General features: G+C 29.8%; 20 protein-coding genes. 17 read left to right on the forward strand and 3 right to left on the reverse strand.

Going from position 1 to position 17,690, the window contains the following annotated elements; genetic code table 11:
• The 3 genes from CLLI_RS04505 to CLLI_RS04515 all read left to right on the forward strand — a co-directional run bounded on the left by CLLI_RS04505 (position 1) and on the right by CLLI_RS04515 (position 4,114).
• Entirely contained in the window at positions 1-2,916 is a 2,916-nt protein-coding gene (locus CLLI_RS04505; protein ID WP_106063038.1) for a YhgE/Pip domain-containing protein, read from the forward strand.
• Between the two features lie 174 nt (positions 2,917-3,090).
• A complete protein-coding gene (locus CLLI_RS04510) occupies positions 3,091-3,699 on the forward strand; it encodes a TetR/AcrR family transcriptional regulator (protein WP_106063039.1) in 609 nt (202 codons plus the stop codon).
• A gap of 88 nt (positions 3,700-3,787) precedes the next feature.
• Positions 3,788-4,114, forward strand: coding sequence for a hypothetical protein (locus CLLI_RS04515; protein ID WP_106063040.1), 327 nt, complete (start codon positions 3,788-3,790; stop codon positions 4,112-4,114).
• Positions 4,115-4,257: 143 nt separating this feature from the next.
• Here CLLI_RS04515 and greA read toward each other — a convergent pair whose 3' ends face one another.
• Positions 4,258-4,722, reverse strand: a complete 465-nt coding sequence (gene greA / locus CLLI_RS04520) for a transcription elongation factor GreA (RefSeq protein WP_106063041.1) — start codon at positions 4,720-4,722, stop codon at positions 4,258-4,260.
• A gap of 319 nt (positions 4,723-5,041) precedes the next feature.
• Here greA and CLLI_RS04525 point away from each other — a divergent pair, with 319 nt between their 5' ends.
• From CLLI_RS04525 to CLLI_RS14980, 6 genes are all read left to right on the forward strand, one after another.
• Entirely contained in the window at positions 5,042-5,764 is a 723-nt protein-coding gene (locus CLLI_RS04525) for a hypothetical protein (RefSeq protein ID WP_106063042.1), read from the forward strand.
• Positions 5,765-5,810: 46 nt separating this feature from the next.
• Positions 5,811-6,680, forward strand: a complete 870-nt coding sequence (locus CLLI_RS04530; protein ID WP_106063043.1) for an ABC transporter ATP-binding protein — start codon at positions 5,811-5,813, stop codon at positions 6,678-6,680.
• Between the two features lie 56 nt (positions 6,681-6,736).
• Positions 6,737-7,477 (forward strand): hypothetical protein, encoded by a 741-nt coding sequence (locus CLLI_RS04535; protein WP_106063044.1) that lies wholly within the window; start codon positions 6,737-6,739, stop codon positions 7,475-7,477.
• A gap of 116 nt (positions 7,478-7,593) precedes the next feature.
• Entirely contained in the window at positions 7,594-7,962 is a 369-nt protein-coding gene (locus tag CLLI_RS04540) for a GntR family transcriptional regulator (protein ID WP_106063045.1), read from the forward strand.
• A 60-nt stretch (positions 7,963-8,022) separates the two neighbouring features.
• Entirely contained in the window at positions 8,023-8,703 is a 681-nt protein-coding gene (locus CLLI_RS04545; RefSeq protein WP_106063046.1) for a hypothetical protein, read from the forward strand.
• Positions 8,704-9,001: 298 nt separating this feature from the next.
• Positions 9,002-9,136 carry a hypothetical protein gene (locus CLLI_RS14980; protein WP_278335566.1) on the forward strand — a complete coding sequence of 45 codons (135 nt, stop codon included), beginning with the start codon at positions 9,002-9,004 and terminating at the stop codon, positions 9,134-9,136.
• A 155-nt stretch (positions 9,137-9,291) separates the two neighbouring features.
• On the opposite strand, the gene CLLI_RS04550 is transcribed toward CLLI_RS14980, so the two are convergent.
• On the reverse strand, positions 9,292-10,176 hold the full coding sequence (locus tag CLLI_RS04550) for a formate/nitrite transporter family protein (protein WP_106063047.1): 885 nt from the start codon (positions 10,174-10,176) through the stop codon (positions 9,292-9,294).
• A 218-nt stretch (positions 10,177-10,394) separates the two neighbouring features.
• Between CLLI_RS04550 and CLLI_RS04555 the strand changes: the two genes are divergently transcribed.
• Positions 10,395-10,892 (forward strand): gamma carbonic anhydrase family protein, encoded by a 498-nt coding sequence (locus CLLI_RS04555; protein ID WP_106063048.1) that lies wholly within the window; start codon positions 10,395-10,397, stop codon positions 10,890-10,892.
• Positions 10,893-10,958: 66 nt separating this feature from the next.
• Positions 10,959-11,300: a single-stranded DNA-binding protein gene (locus CLLI_RS04560; protein ID WP_106063049.1), complete on the forward strand. Its 342-nt coding sequence runs from the start codon at positions 10,959-10,961 to the stop codon at positions 11,298-11,300.
• A gap of 142 nt (positions 11,301-11,442) precedes the next feature.
• On the opposite strand, the gene CLLI_RS04565 is transcribed toward CLLI_RS04560, so the two are convergent.
• Positions 11,443-12,312 (reverse strand): DegV family protein, encoded by an 870-nt coding sequence (locus tag CLLI_RS04565; RefSeq protein ID WP_106063050.1) that lies wholly within the window; start codon positions 12,310-12,312, stop codon positions 11,443-11,445.
• A gap of 161 nt (positions 12,313-12,473) precedes the next feature.
• Between CLLI_RS04565 and CLLI_RS04570 the strand changes: the two genes are divergently transcribed.
• The 6 genes from CLLI_RS04570 (at position 12,474) to fliG (ending at position 17,596) form a co-directional block, all read left to right on the forward strand.
• Positions 12,474-13,382, forward strand: coding sequence for a flagellin N-terminal helical domain-containing protein (locus tag CLLI_RS04570; RefSeq protein WP_106063051.1), 909 nt, complete (start codon positions 12,474-12,476; stop codon positions 13,380-13,382).
• A gap of 508 nt (positions 13,383-13,890) precedes the next feature.
• On the forward strand, positions 13,891-14,292 hold the full coding sequence (gene flgB / locus CLLI_RS04575) for a flagellar basal body rod protein FlgB (RefSeq protein ID WP_106063052.1): 402 nt from the start codon (positions 13,891-13,893) through the stop codon (positions 14,290-14,292).
• Between the two features lie 42 nt (positions 14,293-14,334).
• Entirely contained in the window at positions 14,335-14,769 is a 435-nt protein-coding gene (flgC, locus tag CLLI_RS04580) for a flagellar basal body rod protein FlgC (RefSeq protein ID WP_106063053.1), read from the forward strand.
• A gap of 10 nt (positions 14,770-14,779) precedes the next feature.
• Complete coding sequence (gene fliE / locus CLLI_RS04585; RefSeq protein WP_106063054.1) at positions 14,780-15,091, forward strand: flagellar hook-basal body complex protein FliE; 312 nt, start codon at positions 14,780-14,782, stop codon at positions 15,089-15,091.
• A gap of 15 nt (positions 15,092-15,106) precedes the next feature.
• Complete coding sequence (gene fliF / locus CLLI_RS04590) at positions 15,107-16,675, forward strand: flagellar basal-body MS-ring/collar protein FliF (protein ID WP_106063055.1); 1,569 nt, start codon at positions 15,107-15,109, stop codon at positions 16,673-16,675.
• Between the two features lie 6 nt (positions 16,676-16,681).
• A complete protein-coding gene (gene fliG / locus CLLI_RS04595) occupies positions 16,682-17,596 on the forward strand; it encodes a flagellar motor switch protein FliG (protein WP_106063056.1) in 915 nt (304 codons plus the stop codon).
• Positions 17,597-17,690 lie beyond the last annotated feature (94 nt).

A 17,690-nucleotide genomic window follows, 5' to 3' on the forward strand; every position in this document is an offset into this window, starting at 1 on the left:
ATGGCAAGAAATAAATGTCTTTCAAAAAATTTAATATGTTTAGTAGTGGTAGGTTCAACGATGGCACCCAATGTAGTTTATGCAAAGGATGCAGTAGTAAAAGATGAATCTGTGTATGTAAATTTAAATGGAAATGGTAAGGTAAAAGAAGAAATAGTAAGTGATTGGCTTCATAGTGATGAAGAAAATTTGAATGTGGAAGATATATCAAAATTAAATGATATAAAAAATGTTAAAGGAAATGAGGTACCATTAAAGGATGGAGATAAGCTAACTTGGAAAAGTGATAAAAAAGACATATTCTATCAGGGAACTACAAAAGAAGATCCGCCAGTAGAGATAAGTGTAAAATATTATTTTGATGGAAAAGAAGTAAATCCTAAGGATATAGCGGGTGAATCGGGAAAATTAAAAATAAAAATTAATTATAAAAACACAGATAAGCAAATGGTAAATATAAATGGAAAGATGAAAAATATATATACACCAATGACAGCTCTTACGGTGGTAACATTACCTTTTGATAACTTTTCAAATATTAAAATAAATGATGGAACAATAATTTCCGAAGGTAATAACAAGATAATAAATTTTGCAGCTTTTCCAGGTATGAAAGAAAGTTTTGATTTAAATAATGATGATATAAATAGTAAAATACCTAATGAATTGGAAATAAATTGTGATGTAAATAATTTTAAAATGGATCCAATACTTATAACTGTAACTCCACAGCTGCCAGAAATAAAGGCAATTAAAGATGCAAAAAATGTTGATGAACTTAAAAATGGAATAAATGATCTGCAAAATGCTTCAAATGAGTTATTAAATGGTATTTTACAGACTAAAAATGGAGCACAGGGTTTAAATGTTGGTATTACAAAAGTGAAAAATGGTATGATTTCTTCCCAATATGCTTCGGGGAAATTATCTAATGGTATAGAAGATGCACATAATGGTTTATGGGATATAAGAAAAGATATGGATGAAAACTCCGATAAACTTTCCCTTGTAAGGGATAAAAATAAGGTACAGAATGAAAGAAAACTTATAGAAGATGCTTTTGTGGCAAAGAATATGGATACCTCATCACTTAAAAACTCACTAGAACTTATTAAAACAGAGAACATGGTATTGTTTGGTAAGACCCTTAATGATTTTAAAGGTTTAGATGTTAATGGTATATTAAATAATCCATTATTTAAAAATGCCCCTTCATTAGCAGATGAAGGAAACACTAAAAAAATGAATAATTTAATTAATGATGCAGAAGCATTACAAAAAATTGATATGAATAAAATGCTTCCAGTGATGAACTTACTATCTAAGGATAATATTAATGAAATAAATAATATTATGAATCAGGTAGATAAATTAGGAAATATTGACATGAAAAAGATAGATGAATTGACGGGTTTGTTAGATGGAGCAGAATCTATGTCAAATATTACGGAAAAATTACAGGGTATAAGCAATATGGATACTGCTAAATTAGATTCTATGAAGGAAATTTTAAATAAGGATAATTTATATAGCTTAAGGAACGTAATCAACCAGGGAGAAAAATTAGAAACAATTGATATGTCTCCTATAAATCAATTGTTAGATAAACAAATAGCAGGAGCTGAATCTTTTCATGCCCAAACTGAGCCTCTAAGAAATGATGCCAATATAAAACTTTTGCAAAGCAGTATAGATTCTAATCCAAATATGTCTACTGAGCAAAAGGCAAATGCTAACGCTCTTCTTAATGGGTATTATAAGGCAGTATGTGAAACTGATAAGAGTTTAAATGACTCCAAGGAAAGTATTAATTCTATGAAACCTTTATTAAATTCTTTTCAGGAAATGCAAAATAATTTAAAGAGTCAAGATAAGAATATAGCTGAATTAAACAATATTTTAAATGAAGAAAACATAAATAATTTAAATATTATGATAGACAATTTGGAAAGCGCTAAAAATGATTTATCACAAAGTAAAAATCAGCAGCTGCTAAAAGGTTTAAGTAAAGAAAATATAAATGCTGCTAGAGATTTATTAAATGATTTAAAAACTGTTCAAAACAGTGTGTATAGTGAAGATAATGTGAAGTTAATGAAAGATATTCAAAATGGATTGAATTCTGACAATGTAAAATATATGCAGAGCGTATTACCTAAGATAGCCTCTATGAAACAGGATTTAGATGCAAATAAGGAAAATTTAAATGAAATAAAGGCTATGATATCTAGTACAAAGGATCCAAAGCTAAAAGAAACCTTAAATAAAGTTAATGTATTGCAGAAAGATTTGGAGAAAGCTGGGCCAAAGCTAGTTAAACTACAGCAAAACATTCCTCAGGATATGGGAAAAGTGCCACAAATGATGGGCACACTCACCTCAATGCAGCAAGATTTAAAGGATAACGGTCAAATATTAGACATAGTTAATGATGCATTGAAACAGGGAAATGTGGATAAAGCAAATAAACTTTTAGATGCTATGCCGAAAATGACAGATGGAATGGATAAACTTTATAGTGGCAGCAAGAAGCTTTCTTTAGGGATAGGTTCTTTAGTAGATAATGGAATAGATCCTTTAGAGGAAGGAAGCAGTAAATTATATTCTGGAACTGGTGAGCTTTATTCAGGAGCTAAAAAATTTAGTGATGAAGGTATAGGAAAAATTAACTCTAAAGTAACTCCTAAAATAGGAGATATAAATAATATTATTGAGGTAAAGGATAAGCTCTATGAGATGTCCAAAAATTATGGTACTTTCACTGGAACCGGAGATAATATGGATGGAAAAGTTAAGTTTATAATGAAAACTGATGATGTAAAAGCTCCTGAAGTAAAAAAACAAAAGAAAGAGCCAAAGAAAGTTGCAGTTGAAGAGAAGAAAAACTTTATTCAATGGATTAAAAGTATTCTTTAATTCATATTTTACTAAGTAGCTAATAGGTATACCCTATAGCTACTTTTTTGTGTGTTATGTGTAAAATAGCTAGAAATTTGTAGGTAACATTTAAAGTTTACCATTGACTGAAAAATTTTTTTAAACAATAATAAATATATAAGAAAAGTTTTTATAAGGAGTGAAATTTAGCTTATGTCAAATGATAAAGATGAAAATAAGCCTATAAATAAGAAAGTCATCAAAGAAAAGAATCTTTATGATTCAGCTTTTGAACTTTTTTCAAATAAAGGGATAAATGGTACCTCAATAGATGATATAGTTAAGAAGGCAGGTGTAGCTAAGGGAACCTTCTATTTATACTTTAAAAATAAGTATGATATAATAGACAAAATAATATTGAAGAAAAGTGCTTCTGTTCTAAAAGAAGCAGTGGAAGTAACTTTATCTAAAAACCTTCAGGATTTTTCACAATCCATAATATTTTTTATAGATTACATAATAGAGTATCTTAGGGGCAATACAAAACTCCTTAAAATAATCCATAAAAATTTGTCCTGGGGATTATATAGAAAAGCTATAGCTAGCGCAAACCAATATGAAGATATGAGGATTATAAATGAGTTACTGGAAGAAATAAGGCAAAAGGAAAATATAGATGAGGAAGAATTTGAAATAAATCTTTTTATGGTTATAGAACTTACCAGTTCCATATGCTATAGTTCTATAATACTTCAAGAACCTTATGACATTGATACAATGAAACCTTATCTTTTTAATATGATAAAAAAAATAACTGGGTAGATGTGAACAATTACTTATATTATGTTATAATATGAATATATTGCTAGCTATATAACTTTATATATGATCATAATTAATGGAGGGAAATATGGGAGAGGAAAAATTATTAGTAAATAAAGATGTATTAATAAAAATTCAATCTAGGGCTATAGCTATAAAACTTATGGCTAAAGATAAGCAGATCATTAAAGAGGCAGAGGATATGCTGGAAATGATTGATAAAGAGCTAAAGGACAACTCTTTAAGTTTATTAGAAAAAATAGATCAGAAGATGAAAGAAACAAAATTAACTAATGCTGAACTAAATGCTAATTTATATATATTATATAGAAAATTATCTGACAATAAGATAAGTGAACAAGACGCAGCTGCCTTATTTGATCTATATGTAAGCTCACAACCCTTTGATAATTAGATTTATTAAAGGTAAAAGTAATTGTTTTTTGCTATTATTTATTTAAAATATAAAAAAGGACTAGCTTTGCTATCTAGCCCTTTTTTATATAAAATGTCTGAAAATCACCGAAAACCTCCATTATTTATCCTGGAGGTAATTTACTAAAGTATTTTAAGTATTTCTACGTCATAATCCCCATCTGGAGATTGTACTGCTACTCTTTTACCTACTTCTAATTTGTAAAGAGCCTTTCCTAAAGGGGATTCTATGCTTATCTTCATATTCTTCACATCTGCTTCCACAGAGCTTACTAAGGTCACTTTTTCATCATCCTCTAAATCATGAAATCTTACCAAAGCAGTTTTATTTAAATCAAAAACATTTGTATCAGTAGAACTTTCCACCACTATAGAATTTTTTAATTGAGTTTCCAATTCAAGTATTCTAGTCTCATTCATTGATTGATCATCTTTTGCAGCACTATAATCTGCATTCTCACTTAAATCTCCTTGAGCACGTGCAGATTTTAAAGCAGCTTTAATTTCAACTCTTTTTACTGTTTTTAAGAATTCTAACTCTTCTTCTATTTTCTTTTTGGCTGAATCTGTAAGAATAATTTGTCCCATTAAAATTTTCACCATCCTATATTATTTTCATCTATATGTTAGATTTAACTTTATTTTAAATAATAAGCCTTACCTAAGATATAATCTCTATCAATTAATTTTAGCACTAATGCTATCTTTAAATCAAGAACTTTAGATGACAGTTTAGGTAAGAACTAATAAGTAAAAAGTAAGAGTTTATGAAAAAATTCAGCAAAGCTGAATTTTCACCACAACTCTTACTTCTTAGTTCTTACCTCTTAGTTTATAGTTGACAAACATATACACAGGTGATATAGTTAGTTACATAAGTAACCAACTAATTAAGGGAGGGGATTTTATGTATAAAGAAGTTTGGAATAAATATACGAAAGGATTTAAATTCTTGCTGCCATTTATTTTAGTAAAGGTACTGTGTGAAGGTATTGGCTTTAATTTAGGGTTTAACAAATATGATTTATATAATATTTTTAGAGGGAATTTATCGGATTTCAAGCAAGCAGTAATGAGTAATTTAGCACCAATTCTATTTATTGTGTTTGTAGGTTCGTTATTTTATGCATTTTTAATGGTAGTAATTAAAGAATTAATAAATGAAAAGCATATAGATTATAGAGAAGATTTTAAAGAAGGCATAGGCTTTTATTTAAGATATTTAGTATTGAGTATCATTATTGAGGCTGTCTTAATTGGGATAAATCTTTTAGGAATGATAGATATGCTTAAGGCAATTGCATGGGTTTTATTAATAGGTATTACCCCTATAGTTATTCCATGTGATTCATATTTAATATACTACAATACAAGTTCAGTTGAAGCTTTCAAAAAAGGACTGGCAGTGGGTAAAAAATATTTTATGGAAATATTTTTTTTAGGAATTATAGCAGGAATAGTATCGGGAGTAAGCGGAGTAAGTATGGTAAGAATGGGACTGAAAACTAGTTCTATAATTTATGTATGTATGGAATTTATAATAACAAGTGTAGAGATGTATCTATGTATGTTTGTTATGTTTATTTGTAAGAAAGAAGAAAAATCAGTAGGGAAAATCATAGAATGTTAATCAAGTGAAACTTCTTATTCCTAATATAATTATTGGAGGGAATATTATGGATTTAGCAGTAAGTATAAAAGAATTAAATAAAGTATTTAATAATAAAAAAGTTTTAAATGATTTATCTTTGGATATTGAACATAATAAAATTTATGGCTTGGCAGGTAGAAATGGAGCTGGAAAAACCACTTTACTAAAAATAATTGCCTGTTATTATATAAAGACTTCAGGAACTGTAGAAGTCTTTGGAGAAGAGCCTTTTGAAAATGAAAAGATTTTATCACAAATTTGTTTTGTAGGTGATGGAAATAATTTTATGCCTAATATGAATTCTAAGGAAATTTTTCATATAGCAAAGATATTTTATCCTAATTGGGATGAGGATTTTAAAGAACAGCTAATAGAAAAATTTAATTTAGATGTGAGCAAGAACTATGGAGACCTTTCTAAGGGCATGAAATCTATGGTGAACATAATAATAGGTCTTGCCAGTCGTGCACCTTTAACAATGTTTGACGAGCCATATTCAGGGCTTGATCCAGTAGGCAGAGAAATATTTTATAGGGCACTTTTAGAAGATTATGATAGATATCCAAGATGTATAATATTTTCTACTCACTATTTAGAAGAAGTAAGCAGACTTTTTGAAAGCATAATTATTATTCATAAAGGCAGGCTTCTTTTATGTGATGATGTGGATGCTTTGAAGGAAAAAGCTTTTTATATAAGGGGGCAAAAAGAAAAATTAGAAGGCATTGAAGAAAAATTCAATGTTTTAAACAAGAAATCCCATGGAGAAATAGGAACTCTTGAGGTATTTCAACACTTATCTGAGGAGGATAAAGAAATATTGGAAGAAATGGGCTTCCAAATAGAAACCATGCCTATTCAGAAATTATTCGTAAGTTTAACTATAAAGGATTAGGGGGACATAGATGAAATTAATAAACAAACATAAATAAATTACAGGAGGAAAGTTTTATGTATAAAGAAGTTTGGAGAAAATATATGAAAGGATTTAAATTTTTACTGCCATTTATTTTAGTTAGGACACTATATGAAAGTATTATGCACAATTTAGGTTTTAGCACGTATGATTTCTATGATTTCTTTAAAGGAAATTTATCAGGTTTAAAGCAAGCAGTAGTAGATAATTTTGTACCAATTCTATTTCAATTATTTGTAGGTTCATTATTTTGTGCATTTTTAATGGTAGTTATAAAAGAATTGATAAATGAAAAGCGTGTAAATTATAGGGAAGATCTTAAAGAAAGTTTAGGCATTTATTTAAGATATTTAGCACTAACCATAATTATGTATGCTATCACAATAGGAGTATTGCTTTTAGGAGCTTTTGATATAATCATGCCAATTGTATATATTTTTGTAACCTCCTATCTTAGCCCCATACTTATTCCATGCGATGCATATTTGGTATATAATAATACAAATCCAGTAGAAGCATTAAAAGAAGGAACCTCATTGGGTAAAAAATATTACGTGGAAATATTGTTTTTAGGAATTATATTTGGAGTAATATCATTGCTTTTAGGAATTATATTTAAGATGGCGTCACCAATAGGCATGGATTTAAGAACTAATCCTATGGGTTATGCATGTATAGAGCTTATAGAAATAAGCGTATGGACATATCTATGTATGTTCATTATGGCTATTTGTAAGAAAGAAGAAAAAACAGTAGAAAAAATCATAGAATGTTAATTTAGTGAAACTATTGCATGGATAGTGAATATGGGCAATTCCTATTATCCATTTCGTTAAATATATATAAAAGATTTAGGTACCTTAATTGCAAGCCTTTAAAGGGGTGAAAAAAATTGAAATTAATATTGGACGACTCTAAGCCTATATACATGCAAATAGCCCAAGGGATTGAGGACGATATACTAAATGGGCTTTTAAAAGAGGGGGAACAGGTTATGTCTACCAATCAATTCTCAGAAGTATATGGTATTAATCCTGCCACTTCAAGAAAGGGAATAAATATTTTAACAGAGGAGGACATACTGTACAAAAAGAGAGGGATAGGTATGTTTGTTAAACCAGGAGCTAAGGAATACATAAAAGGAAAAAGAAGAAAGAGCTTTTTTAAGGACTTTGTTTTAAAGACCATTAAAGAAGGGGAAAAGGTTGATATAAATAAAGAAGAAATTATAGATATGATTAAAAGCTATGAAGAGAAATAGAAACCATACCTATTTAGAATTATTTGTAAGTTTAACTATAAAGGATTGGGTGGGAGATATATGAAACTAATAAATAATAAAAGATTTAATGTTCAGTTAAATAGAGCTTTTTTACAAGAACCTATAATTCTTATCTTTTTAATTAGCATTATAGGGGGAATATTTGCCTCTTTATGGTTACCCTATGGTATCAGCAAACCATATAAAGGCATGATTGTTAGCAGCTTGTTAGTTTTTTTATGTATTACGGTTCCTAAACCCTATGATGCAGAAAGATTAAAAAGAGATATAAGCTATTTTTTAAGTTTAAACTATTGCAGGAGAGAATATTTTAAAAATAAAATAATAATGGTTAATTTATTTATAGTTTTTTTTGTTATGTTTTATGGGATTATAATGTTTATTATAATGGATTCTAGTGCATTTTCATATTTAGGATTTATTATGGACAAAAGTTTTATATCTTTTTTAAAGATAAGCTTTATAAATATCATTATTTACAATTTATTTTATGGCTTTTTTCTTATAGTAGAAATTTTATTTATTAAGTTTAGACCTAATAAAATGCGAAATGTAATATTGGGAATTGTATGGGCTATAGCATTATTAATATTTCAGGTGGGAGTAAGTGATATTTATATACAGATAACAGCACCTAATATTGTTTTAGTATGCTCTATATCATGTATCTTTATTGCATATTATATTTACTATAGGTTTATCATGAGCCTGGACGTTTAGAGGACAGTTGACAGTGGACAATTGAAAATTGACAGTTAAGGAGGCTTTTCTTTCGCTTACACTACAGAAAAGCTTTGAATAAAATTTTATTAATTTTTAACTCTTACTTCTTAGTTCTTACTTCAAATACAAATTTCAATTTTTCGTAATGACAATGGAGAAAAATTATCCTTAACTGTTCACTGTCAATTGTCAATTGTCAACTAAAAAAATTGGCCACAATTTTTTTATATTGAATAATAATCAAGCGCCATGGGAAAATAACAATAAAATAGAATTATAAAGGCAGGGAAGTTAAATGAAATCATTTAAAGGAGATAAACATCAAAAGGCTGGAAAAAATGATGGGGTCAGACCAGAAGAAAGAAGACCTAAGAGCAGCAAAAAGAATCCGCCTAGCTATGAAAATTTTAAAGGAGAGCCTATGGAGTAGACCGTGTATTTGACCACAATAAATTGCTAATTTGTTATTTGGGTAAGAACGAACTAATAAGTAAGAAGTAAGAGTTTATGAAAAAATTTAGCAAAGCTTAATTTTCACCACAACTCTTACTTCTTATCTCTTACCTCTTACTTATTTATTATTTATCATTTATTCTCTATCATGTTAGTTGGAATGTTGGCTATTTTTTTATTGGAAGCTTTTTCATTTGAAGAATTTTTACCATATACTATCCAATAAACTGTACCAATAAATAATGCACCTCCTATAATATTGCCTAAGGTTACCCAAGTTAAATTATGTAATATGGTTCCCATATTTATTTTAGAAAGCTCTGAGTTGGATAGTAGAGAAGCTTTTGCATAAATAGGATTATTTTTTGCTAATAATCCTACAAATAAAAAGTACATATTAGCAACGCTATGTTCAAAGCCTGAAACCACAAAAGTCATTATGGGGAACCAGATTATAGCTATTTTTCCCGCTACATCTTTAGCAGCATAAGATCCCCAAACTGCTAAGCAAACAATAATATTACATAATATTCCACTGCAGAAGGCTTTTAAAGCAGTTAGAGTACTTTTTGCATAAGCAGTTTTAATGACAGTAGCACCTAATTTCCCAGAATTTAGTCCCATTGAACCACTAAAGTACAATAATAGAACAACTATTAGCGCACCTATAAAATTAGAAAAATAAACTAGTATCCAATTCCTTAACATACTTTTTAGTTTTATTTTTTTATCTAAAAATGCTGTGATCATTAGGCAATTCCCAGTAAATAATTCCGCACCACAGATAATAACTAATATTAATCCCACAGGGAATACCAAACCAGACACAAGTTTTGAAATAGAAAAGTTTGAAATGCTATGGGAAGCTACTGTAGAACAAAAACCACCCAGTGCAATAAATGCACCAGCTAAGATTCCTAGTAAAATTGTTTGAGTGGATGATAATTTTGATTTGCCAATGGCAGAATTAATTCCCGCCTGACAAAGTTCATTTGGGTTTAACATACTTTTTTCCATTTTGAACCCCCTTATGTACATTTTTATGACATTAATTAATTAAAAAGTCTATAATATAACACATCTTTTATATTATATTCAAATTTTTTATTTTTGTCAAAATTTTCAATAAATTAATCTGTTACTTCGGTAAAGTAATACTACAAAAATAATTTTTATGATAAAATAAGGGGGACATATTGATAAAAATATTAATTTATTAAGGAGGTAACATTATTATGGTGGAAAAGTTTGAAGATAAATATCCAGAAATACATAATAGCTGCTTTGTAGCTGGCAGTGCAGATATTTTAGGGGATGTACATATAGGAGAAAACTCAAATGTATGGTTTGGCACTGTAATAAGAGGGGATACAAATAGAATAATCATAGGTAAAAATACTAATATTCAGGATAATTGCACTCTTCATGTGGATGGCATAGCTCCGCTTAGTATTGGAGATAGCGTAACAGTTGGTCATGGAGTAATTTTACATGGCTGTAGCATTGGCAATTCTTCCTTAATTGGAATGGGTAGTATAGTATTGAACAATGCTAAAATAGGAGAATGTACTATAATTGGAGCTGGCAGTTTAATTACAGAGGGAAAAGAAATACCATCTGGAGTGTTATGTATGGGCTCACCTGCAAAAATTATTAGGAAACTTAGGGAAGAAGAGATAGAAAAACTTAGGAGTAATGCAGAACATTATGTAGAACTTTCTAAAAAATATTAAGTAACTGTTTATAAATAATAACTGTGGGTATAATTATAAAAAAATGATGTATTTAGAGGTGGAAAAATGAATAAGGTTTTACTCATAGGCAGACTCACAAAGGATTGTGAATTAAAACATGTGGGGGAAGAAGGCAACCCTCTATTAATTTTTACATTAGCAGTACAAAGACCATTTGTAAACAATAATGGAGAAAGAGAAGCTGATTTTGTACCAGTGGTTTACTGGAGAAAATCTGCAGAAACTATTGCCCCTTACTTAACAAAAGGAAAGCTTATAAGTATTTCTGGAAGAATCAATATCAGGTCATACAACAATAGCAATGGGGATAGGAGATACATAACACAAGTAGTTGCTGAAGAAATACAATTTATAGATTACGCAAAAGCTAAAGATGAAGCTAATTAAAAGAAGTAAAAAACTGTAGTAAATTTTTACCCAAAATTTACTACAGTTTTTTCATTTCAGAATCTGTCCTCTATACCATATACCCTATGCTCTATATTCTATACTCCGAAATATTTGCTTTAAAAATTTCGAAGTAATTTTTTTAAGATCTTTCTTTCCCGAAAAAACATAATGATAACATTCCAGGACCTGTATGAGATCCTATAGCTGGCCCTACATAATTTATAATGACATCTTTAACTTTGAACTCTTCTGTTACTAATTCCTTTAAGAATAATGCATCTTCTATACAATCGCCATGACTTATGCCTATGACTTGATTTTCTGGATTTATACAGTTCTCTTCAAAAAGTTTAATTAGTGTTCTTATAGCTTTTTTTCTTCCTCTTATGTTATTGAAATTTATCAGCTCACCTTTTCTATTTATGCAAAGGATGGGCTTAATATCAAGTATAGATCCTATTGTAGCAGCGGTATAGGATAGCCTTCCGCCTCTTTTTAAATGCATTAAATCATCAACTATAAACCAATGATTTACGTTTAATTTGTTTTCTTCAACCCAATTTATAATTTCGCATTTAGAATACCCATTAGACAGCATTTCAGCTGCTTTACATATTAAAATACCTTGCCCTATAGAGGCGCTCTTGCTATCAATTACTGTTATATCGGCATTGGGCATCTCTTCAAGTAATTGATCTCTAGCCATAGTAGCACAATTTATACAACCGCTTATAGCTGAAGACATTCCTATATATATAACTGATTTACCTTGCTTTGCATACTTTCTAAAGGTATCTTGAAACCTATAGATATTAATTTGAGATGTAGTAGGCATTTCTCCTTCCCTAACACTATTGTAAAACTTTTTGTAATCTAAGGATTTACCAAAGTCATCCACATAATCCCCATAACTTAAATGATAATTTAAGCCAAGAAAGGATATTTGATTTTTTTCAATAATTTCCAAAGGTAAATCACAGCTTGAATCTGTTAATATTATAGTATCCATTTTTTACTCTCCTTTATTAATGTAGTTATGCATAGGTATCGGAAGATTAAATGTTCTATTAAATTCATTATAAAGTTTTTTTGGAAAAAATACGATATATAAATGAGAAATTTAATATAAATATATGATTAAATAATAAAATTTATTATGGAGTGATTAAAATGAGACTAAATAATAACATATCCTCCCTTAATATATTTCGGGAGTATAATAAAAATCTAAAGCTTAACAGTAAGTCTTTATCCCGTATATCTTCAGGAGAAAAAATAATAAAAGCCAGTGATGGACCTAATGAAATGTCCCAAAGTGAAAGAATGAGAATTCAAATAAGAGGATTGCAAATGGCTCAAAGGAATGTTCAAGATGGTGTAAGCATGATGCAGACAGCAGATGGAGCCTTAAGTTCCTTAAATTCTATTTTAGGCAGAGTTAGAGAGTTAGTGGTACAATCCGGTAGTGGAGCAAATAGCCCGGAAGATCAGAAAGTAATAAAAGGTGAAATAAATCAAATGATAGATGGATATGAGGAAATTGCAAAGAACACAGAATTCAATGGAGTAAAATTGTTCGATTTAAAAAATGATAATGGCGAAGCTGTGGTTAAAAAATCCATGCAAATAGGAGCAAATTCAGGAGATTCTATGGATATAAAGCTATATGATTTATCTCCAGACAAGGTTGGAGCAACAATGATTGATAGCAATGATGAAAAGAAAATAGACAGTAAAAAAACACTTCAATATTTAAAGGACAATTTAGATATAAAAGATGCTGATTTTGTAGATAAAGCTTTAGAAATAGTAGACGCAGCATCAAATACTATAGTTGATGTAAGAAGCAAATATGGAGCTATTTCAAATAAATTTGAAAGTACTTTAGGAAATTTAGGGGATTTTGAAATTGCTACACAAAGATCCGAAAGTAGAATTAGAGATGTAGACATAGCGGAGGAAATGATAGAATTTACAAAAACAGGGATACTAATAGAATCAGGCAATGCTATGATGGTACAATCAAACAAATTCCCTCAGGATGCACTTAGAATATTAGAAAACGTAAAAAGTAGATAAAAAAATAAAAATAGAGGCGAATAAATTACTATATTCGCCTCTATTTTTATTTTTTTAAAGAGTAAGAAAAATGCTGTTATAAAATAAAGATATTTATCATAATATTCATTGAAATTTCTTTACTAAATATTATAATATAATGTAAAATGTAGTTAACGGGTGCCATAATACCCTAAGTTGTCTATTTATAGAATCGGATAAATAAAGTATATGTAAAATTTTAATTTGAATATAAAAGAAATTAAAATTTAATGTAGAAAACTAGAAGAAAATATTGTATAATAATTGTATTATTGGTAACACAATATTATCTTAGAAACGGTGGTATTTATATCAATTAAGTAGAATTATTGACATAATGTTATTCAATAAGAATAATTTGGAGAAAAATAAAGAAAAAACCGTGTTTACCGTCTTGCTCAGTAAATAACCTATTTGATAAGTCAATATTTGATTAGTATACTTAAAAGGTATACTAATGTAATTAATATAATTGGAGGATTGTGAAATGAACAATGGAAATTCATCTATAGATAGTCAAGCGTATGATTTAATGAAGAAAGCCTTGGATGCTTCTTCAACTAGAAGTAGGGTAATATCAAATAATGTAGCCAATATAAATACAGCAAATTATAAAAGACATTATGTGACTTTTGAAGATACTTTAAAGGAAGCTTCTGATGATTTGAAGTTAAAGTCTACTAATGAAAGGCATATAACTGAAGAAAGTAAATATGGTGATATAGAAGTAAAACAGGATAAGTCCTCAAGTATGAGACAGGATGGCAATAATGTAGATATCGACTTAGAGAAGACTAACCAAGCAGCCAACACTTTAATGTACAATGCCCTTATTACTGAAGTCAATAATAGTCTTTCCTCAAAACGTTATGTAATAAACGGAAGATAACATTGATATCAAATTATAAATATGGAAATGGGGGATATTTAATTGATAAAAGCATTTAATAATTTAAGAATAAGTGCCAGTGGTCTTTCTGCGGAAAGATTGAGAATGGATACTATTGCTTCAAATATGAGCAATGTTTCAACAACAAGAGGGAAAAATGGTGAACCTTATAAAAGAAAAGTAGCTTTATTCCAAGAGAATTTAACACATGAATTAAATAAAGATACAGGTAAAGATGAAGAAAAGTTATTAGGAGTCAAGGCAGTTGGAGTGGTAGATGATAATTCGGAATTTAGAAGAGTATATGATCCATCGCATCCAGATGCAGATAAGGATGGGTATGTTTTAATGCCTAATGTTAACATATTAAATGAGATGGCAGATATGATTGCTTCAACTCGTGCATATGAGGCAAATGTGGATGCAATGAATTCTGAAAAAAGTATGTTTATGAAAGCTTTAGAAATAGGAAGGTAGGGAATGTTAAATGAAAATTAATGAATTTACACCGGATACTAGGATATTTCAAAATATGAGTATTGGAAAAGAAGACAATAAAGTTAAAGAAGAAAATTCGGACAATGGCTTTTTTAGCACCTTAAAGGAAAAACTGGATGAAGTCAATGAAAAGCAAATAAAATCTGCCAATACCGCAGAATCTTTTATAAAAGGGGATGACGTTGATATACATAAGGTAATGCTGGATTCTGAGGAGGCAAAAATGTCTTTAGAACTAGCGGTGCAGGTTAGGAATAAAATTGTAGAAGCATACCAGGAGTTGAATAGAATGCAGTTATAGTAAGGAGTGCTACGAATGAACAAGCTATCCCAATGGACGAAAAATTTTAAGGAAAGATTAAATGGGTGGAGTAAAAAAAAGAAAATAGCCTATGGTGCTATTATAATAGGTATTTTAGCGGCTTTAATATATTTAGGTATTTCACTAAATACTACAAAATATGGAGTACTATTTTCTAGTATGGACAATAATGATATGGGTGCTGTTTATAATAAGTTGAAGGAAAAGAAAGTAGATTGTAAGGTTGAAGGAAATTCAATATTAGTACCTGAGGATCAAGTAGATAGTTTAAGAGTAGAAGTATTATCAGAAGTACCTATAACTAATGGTAGTCAAGGGTTTGAACTTCTTGACAAAAGTAAATTTGGATCTACTGATGCCGAAATGAAAATCAATTATCAAAGAGCATTACAAGGAGAATTAGAGAGAACCATAAAAAGTTTCCCAGAGGTTGAAAATGCAAGGGTACATCTGGTTATGCCGGAGGATAGTGTTTTTGTAAAGGATTCTACCCCAGCAACGGCATCGGTAACATTAAAATTAAAGCCATATAAAAAACTTACTGAAGATCAGGTAAAAGCTATGGTTGCTTTAGTATCTGGCAGCGTAAGAAATTTACCAAAAGAAAATGTAGAGATAAATGATACCAATGGAAGTCTTACAAAGGATTTATTTAATAAGGATAATTTAGACATGACTGGTGCTGCGGAAAAGCAGCAAGCATTAAAAACAGAATATGAAAAGAATTTAGAGAATAAGGCATTAAATATGCTAGAAGCAGTATATGGCAAGGATAAAGTAAAGGTTAAGGTAAATGCGGATTTAAATTTTGATGCTGTTGAAAAGGATAGTGTCACTTATGATCCAAAAAATACAGTAGTAAGTGAAAAAAATGTAAAGGATACTAATAAAGATGCTGGCAACTCTGCTAGTGGAAGTCCTGTAGATGATGCAATGGGAAATAAAATAGCTAAAAATCCTGATGGCAGTGTAACTACTCATGAGGAAGCTACAAAAAATTATGAAATATCAAAATCACAGGATAAAACAATTAAGGCACCAGGAGCTGTTGAAAGACTTACAGTTTCTGTAGTTTTAGATGGAGCTTTAGATAATGCCACAAAAGCCTCTGTAAATAATACTGTTGCTTCAGCAGTAGGCTACAAGCAAAACAGAGGAGATACCATAAGCGTAGAAGGGATTCCCTTTGATACTACAGCCAAGGACAACATAAACAAGGACTTGGAGCAAATGAAAAATGAGGAAGCAGCACAAAAACGTAAGAAACTATATACAATTCTTGGAATAGTAGGAGGATTAGCTGTGGCTGCACTTGCTGCATACTTGATTATCAGAAAGAGAAGAGAAGATGAAGAAGAAGAAGAAGAGATTTTACCAAAGAATATAGATACAGTTATTGATGATAATACGCCAGTAGAAGATCAGACTAAATTCAAACCAATTGAATTGGATGTAGAAAATGAAAAAACCCATACGGAAAAAGAAATTAAAAAATATGCTACAGAAAAACCAGAACAAGTTGCGGAAGTAGTTAAATCATGGCTGGCAGAGGATGAGAGGTGATAGTATATGGCTAGAAGTGGAGAAACGGAAAAATTAACAGGTGTTCAAAAGGCAGCTATACTATTTATAACTCTTGGACCTGAAGCTTCTGCTGGTATTATTAAAAGGCTGCCAGAAGCAGAAATCCAAAAGATTACTTATGAGATAGCTAATATTACTACAGTTAAATCAGAACAGAAAGAAAAAATTTTGGAAGAATTTATACAGATGAATAAAGCTAAAGATTATTTGGTGGAAGGCGGTATTGAGTATGCAAAAACTCTTCTAGGTAAAGCCTTAGGAAGCCAAAGAGCTATGGAAATATTAGATAAAGTTACAGAGGCTACACAGCAATTTAGACCTTTTGCTATTGCAAGAAAAGCAGATGCAAGCCAGCTTTTAAATATAATATCTGATGAACATCCGCAAACTATTGCGCTAGTACTGTGCTATCTTCAATCAGATAAGGCTGGACAAATTCTTTCTGAATTACCTGAAGATTTACAGGCGGACGTAGCCTATAGGATTGCTACTATGAGTAGTACTTCACCTGCAGTAGTTAAGGAAGTAGAAAAAGTATTAGATAGTAAATTATCTTCAATAGTAAAATCAGATATGAAGGTAATAGGAGGGGTTCCTACTATAGTTGATATATTAAATCAGGTAGATAGAACAACAGAAAAGAATATAACAGAAGCATTAGAAAGAGAAAATCCAGAATTAGCAGAAAAGGTAAAAGAATCTATGTTTGTATTCGAAGATATTGTTACATTAGACGATGTATCAATACAGAGGGTATTAAGAGAAGTAGAGACAAAGGATTTGGCTCTTGCTTTAAAGGGATCTTCAGAGGAGGTTGCCAATGCTATATTTAGAAATCAATCTAAGAGAGCAGCTGCTTCATTGAAAGAGACTAACTATATGAAGTCAAGTAAAAGTTAAAAGATTTTTATAGTTGTTTGATTAATGTTTAATTAATAAAAAAGAGCATGACAAAAAGAGCAATCAAAGATTACTTTTAAAAAAATTACATTTA

The organism is Clostridium liquoris, assembly GCF_002995785.1.
Classification (GTDB): domain Bacteria; phylum Bacillota; class Clostridia; order Clostridiales; family Clostridiaceae; genus Clostridium_AO; species Clostridium_AO liquoris.

Bases quoted from the DNA above. Each gene is read 5' to 3' on its own strand.
- CLLI_RS04570 (WP_106063051.1), top strand. From the start codon at position 12,474: ATGAGACTAAATAATAACATATCCTCCCTTAATATATTTCGGGAGTAT.
- CLLI_RS04535 (WP_106063044.1), top strand. From the start codon at position 6,737: ATGTATAAAGAAGTTTGGAGAAAATATATGAAAGGATTTAAATTTTTA.
- CLLI_RS04555 (WP_106063048.1), top strand. From the start codon at position 10,395: ATGGTGGAAAAGTTTGAAGATAAATATCCAGAAATACATAATAGCTGC.
- fliE (WP_106063054.1), top strand. From the start codon at position 14,780: ATGAAAATTAATGAATTTACACCGGATACTAGGATATTTCAAAATATG.
- CLLI_RS04525 (WP_106063042.1), top strand. From the start codon at position 5,042: ATGTATAAAGAAGTTTGGAATAAATATACGAAAGGATTTAAATTCTTG.
- CLLI_RS04510 (WP_106063039.1), top strand. From the start codon at position 3,091: ATGTCAAATGATAAAGATGAAAATAAGCCTATAAATAAGAAAGTCATC.
- greA (WP_106063041.1), bottom strand. From the start codon at position 4,722: ATGGGACAAATTATTCTTACAGATTCAGCCAAAAAGAAAATAGAAGAA.
- CLLI_RS04515 (WP_106063040.1), top strand. From the start codon at position 3,788: ATGGGAGAGGAAAAATTATTAGTAAATAAAGATGTATTAATAAAAATT.
- CLLI_RS04505 (WP_106063038.1), top strand. From the start codon at position 1: ATGGCAAGAAATAAATGTCTTTCAAAAAATTTAATATGTTTAGTAGTG.
- CLLI_RS04565 (WP_106063050.1), bottom strand. From the start codon at position 12,312: ATGGATACTATAATATTAACAGATTCAAGCTGTGATTTACCTTTGGAA.
- CLLI_RS04550 (WP_106063047.1), bottom strand. From the start codon at position 10,176: ATGGAAAAAAGTATGTTAAACCCAAATGAACTTTGTCAGGCGGGAATT.
- CLLI_RS04545 (WP_106063046.1), top strand. From the start codon at position 8,023: ATGAAACTAATAAATAATAAAAGATTTAATGTTCAGTTAAATAGAGCT.
- CLLI_RS04530 (WP_106063043.1), top strand. From the start codon at position 5,811: ATGGATTTAGCAGTAAGTATAAAAGAATTAAATAAAGTATTTAATAAT.
- CLLI_RS14980 (WP_278335566.1), top strand. From the start codon at position 9,002: ATGAAATCATTTAAAGGAGATAAACATCAAAAGGCTGGAAAAAATGAT.
- fliG (WP_106063056.1), top strand. From the start codon at position 16,682: ATGGCTAGAAGTGGAGAAACGGAAAAATTAACAGGTGTTCAAAAGGCA.
- CLLI_RS04560 (WP_106063049.1), top strand. From the start codon at position 10,959: ATGAATAAGGTTTTACTCATAGGCAGACTCACAAAGGATTGTGAATTA.
- flgB (WP_106063052.1), top strand. From the start codon at position 13,891: ATGAACAATGGAAATTCATCTATAGATAGTCAAGCGTATGATTTAATG.
- fliF (WP_106063055.1), top strand. From the start codon at position 15,107: ATGAACAAGCTATCCCAATGGACGAAAAATTTTAAGGAAAGATTAAAT.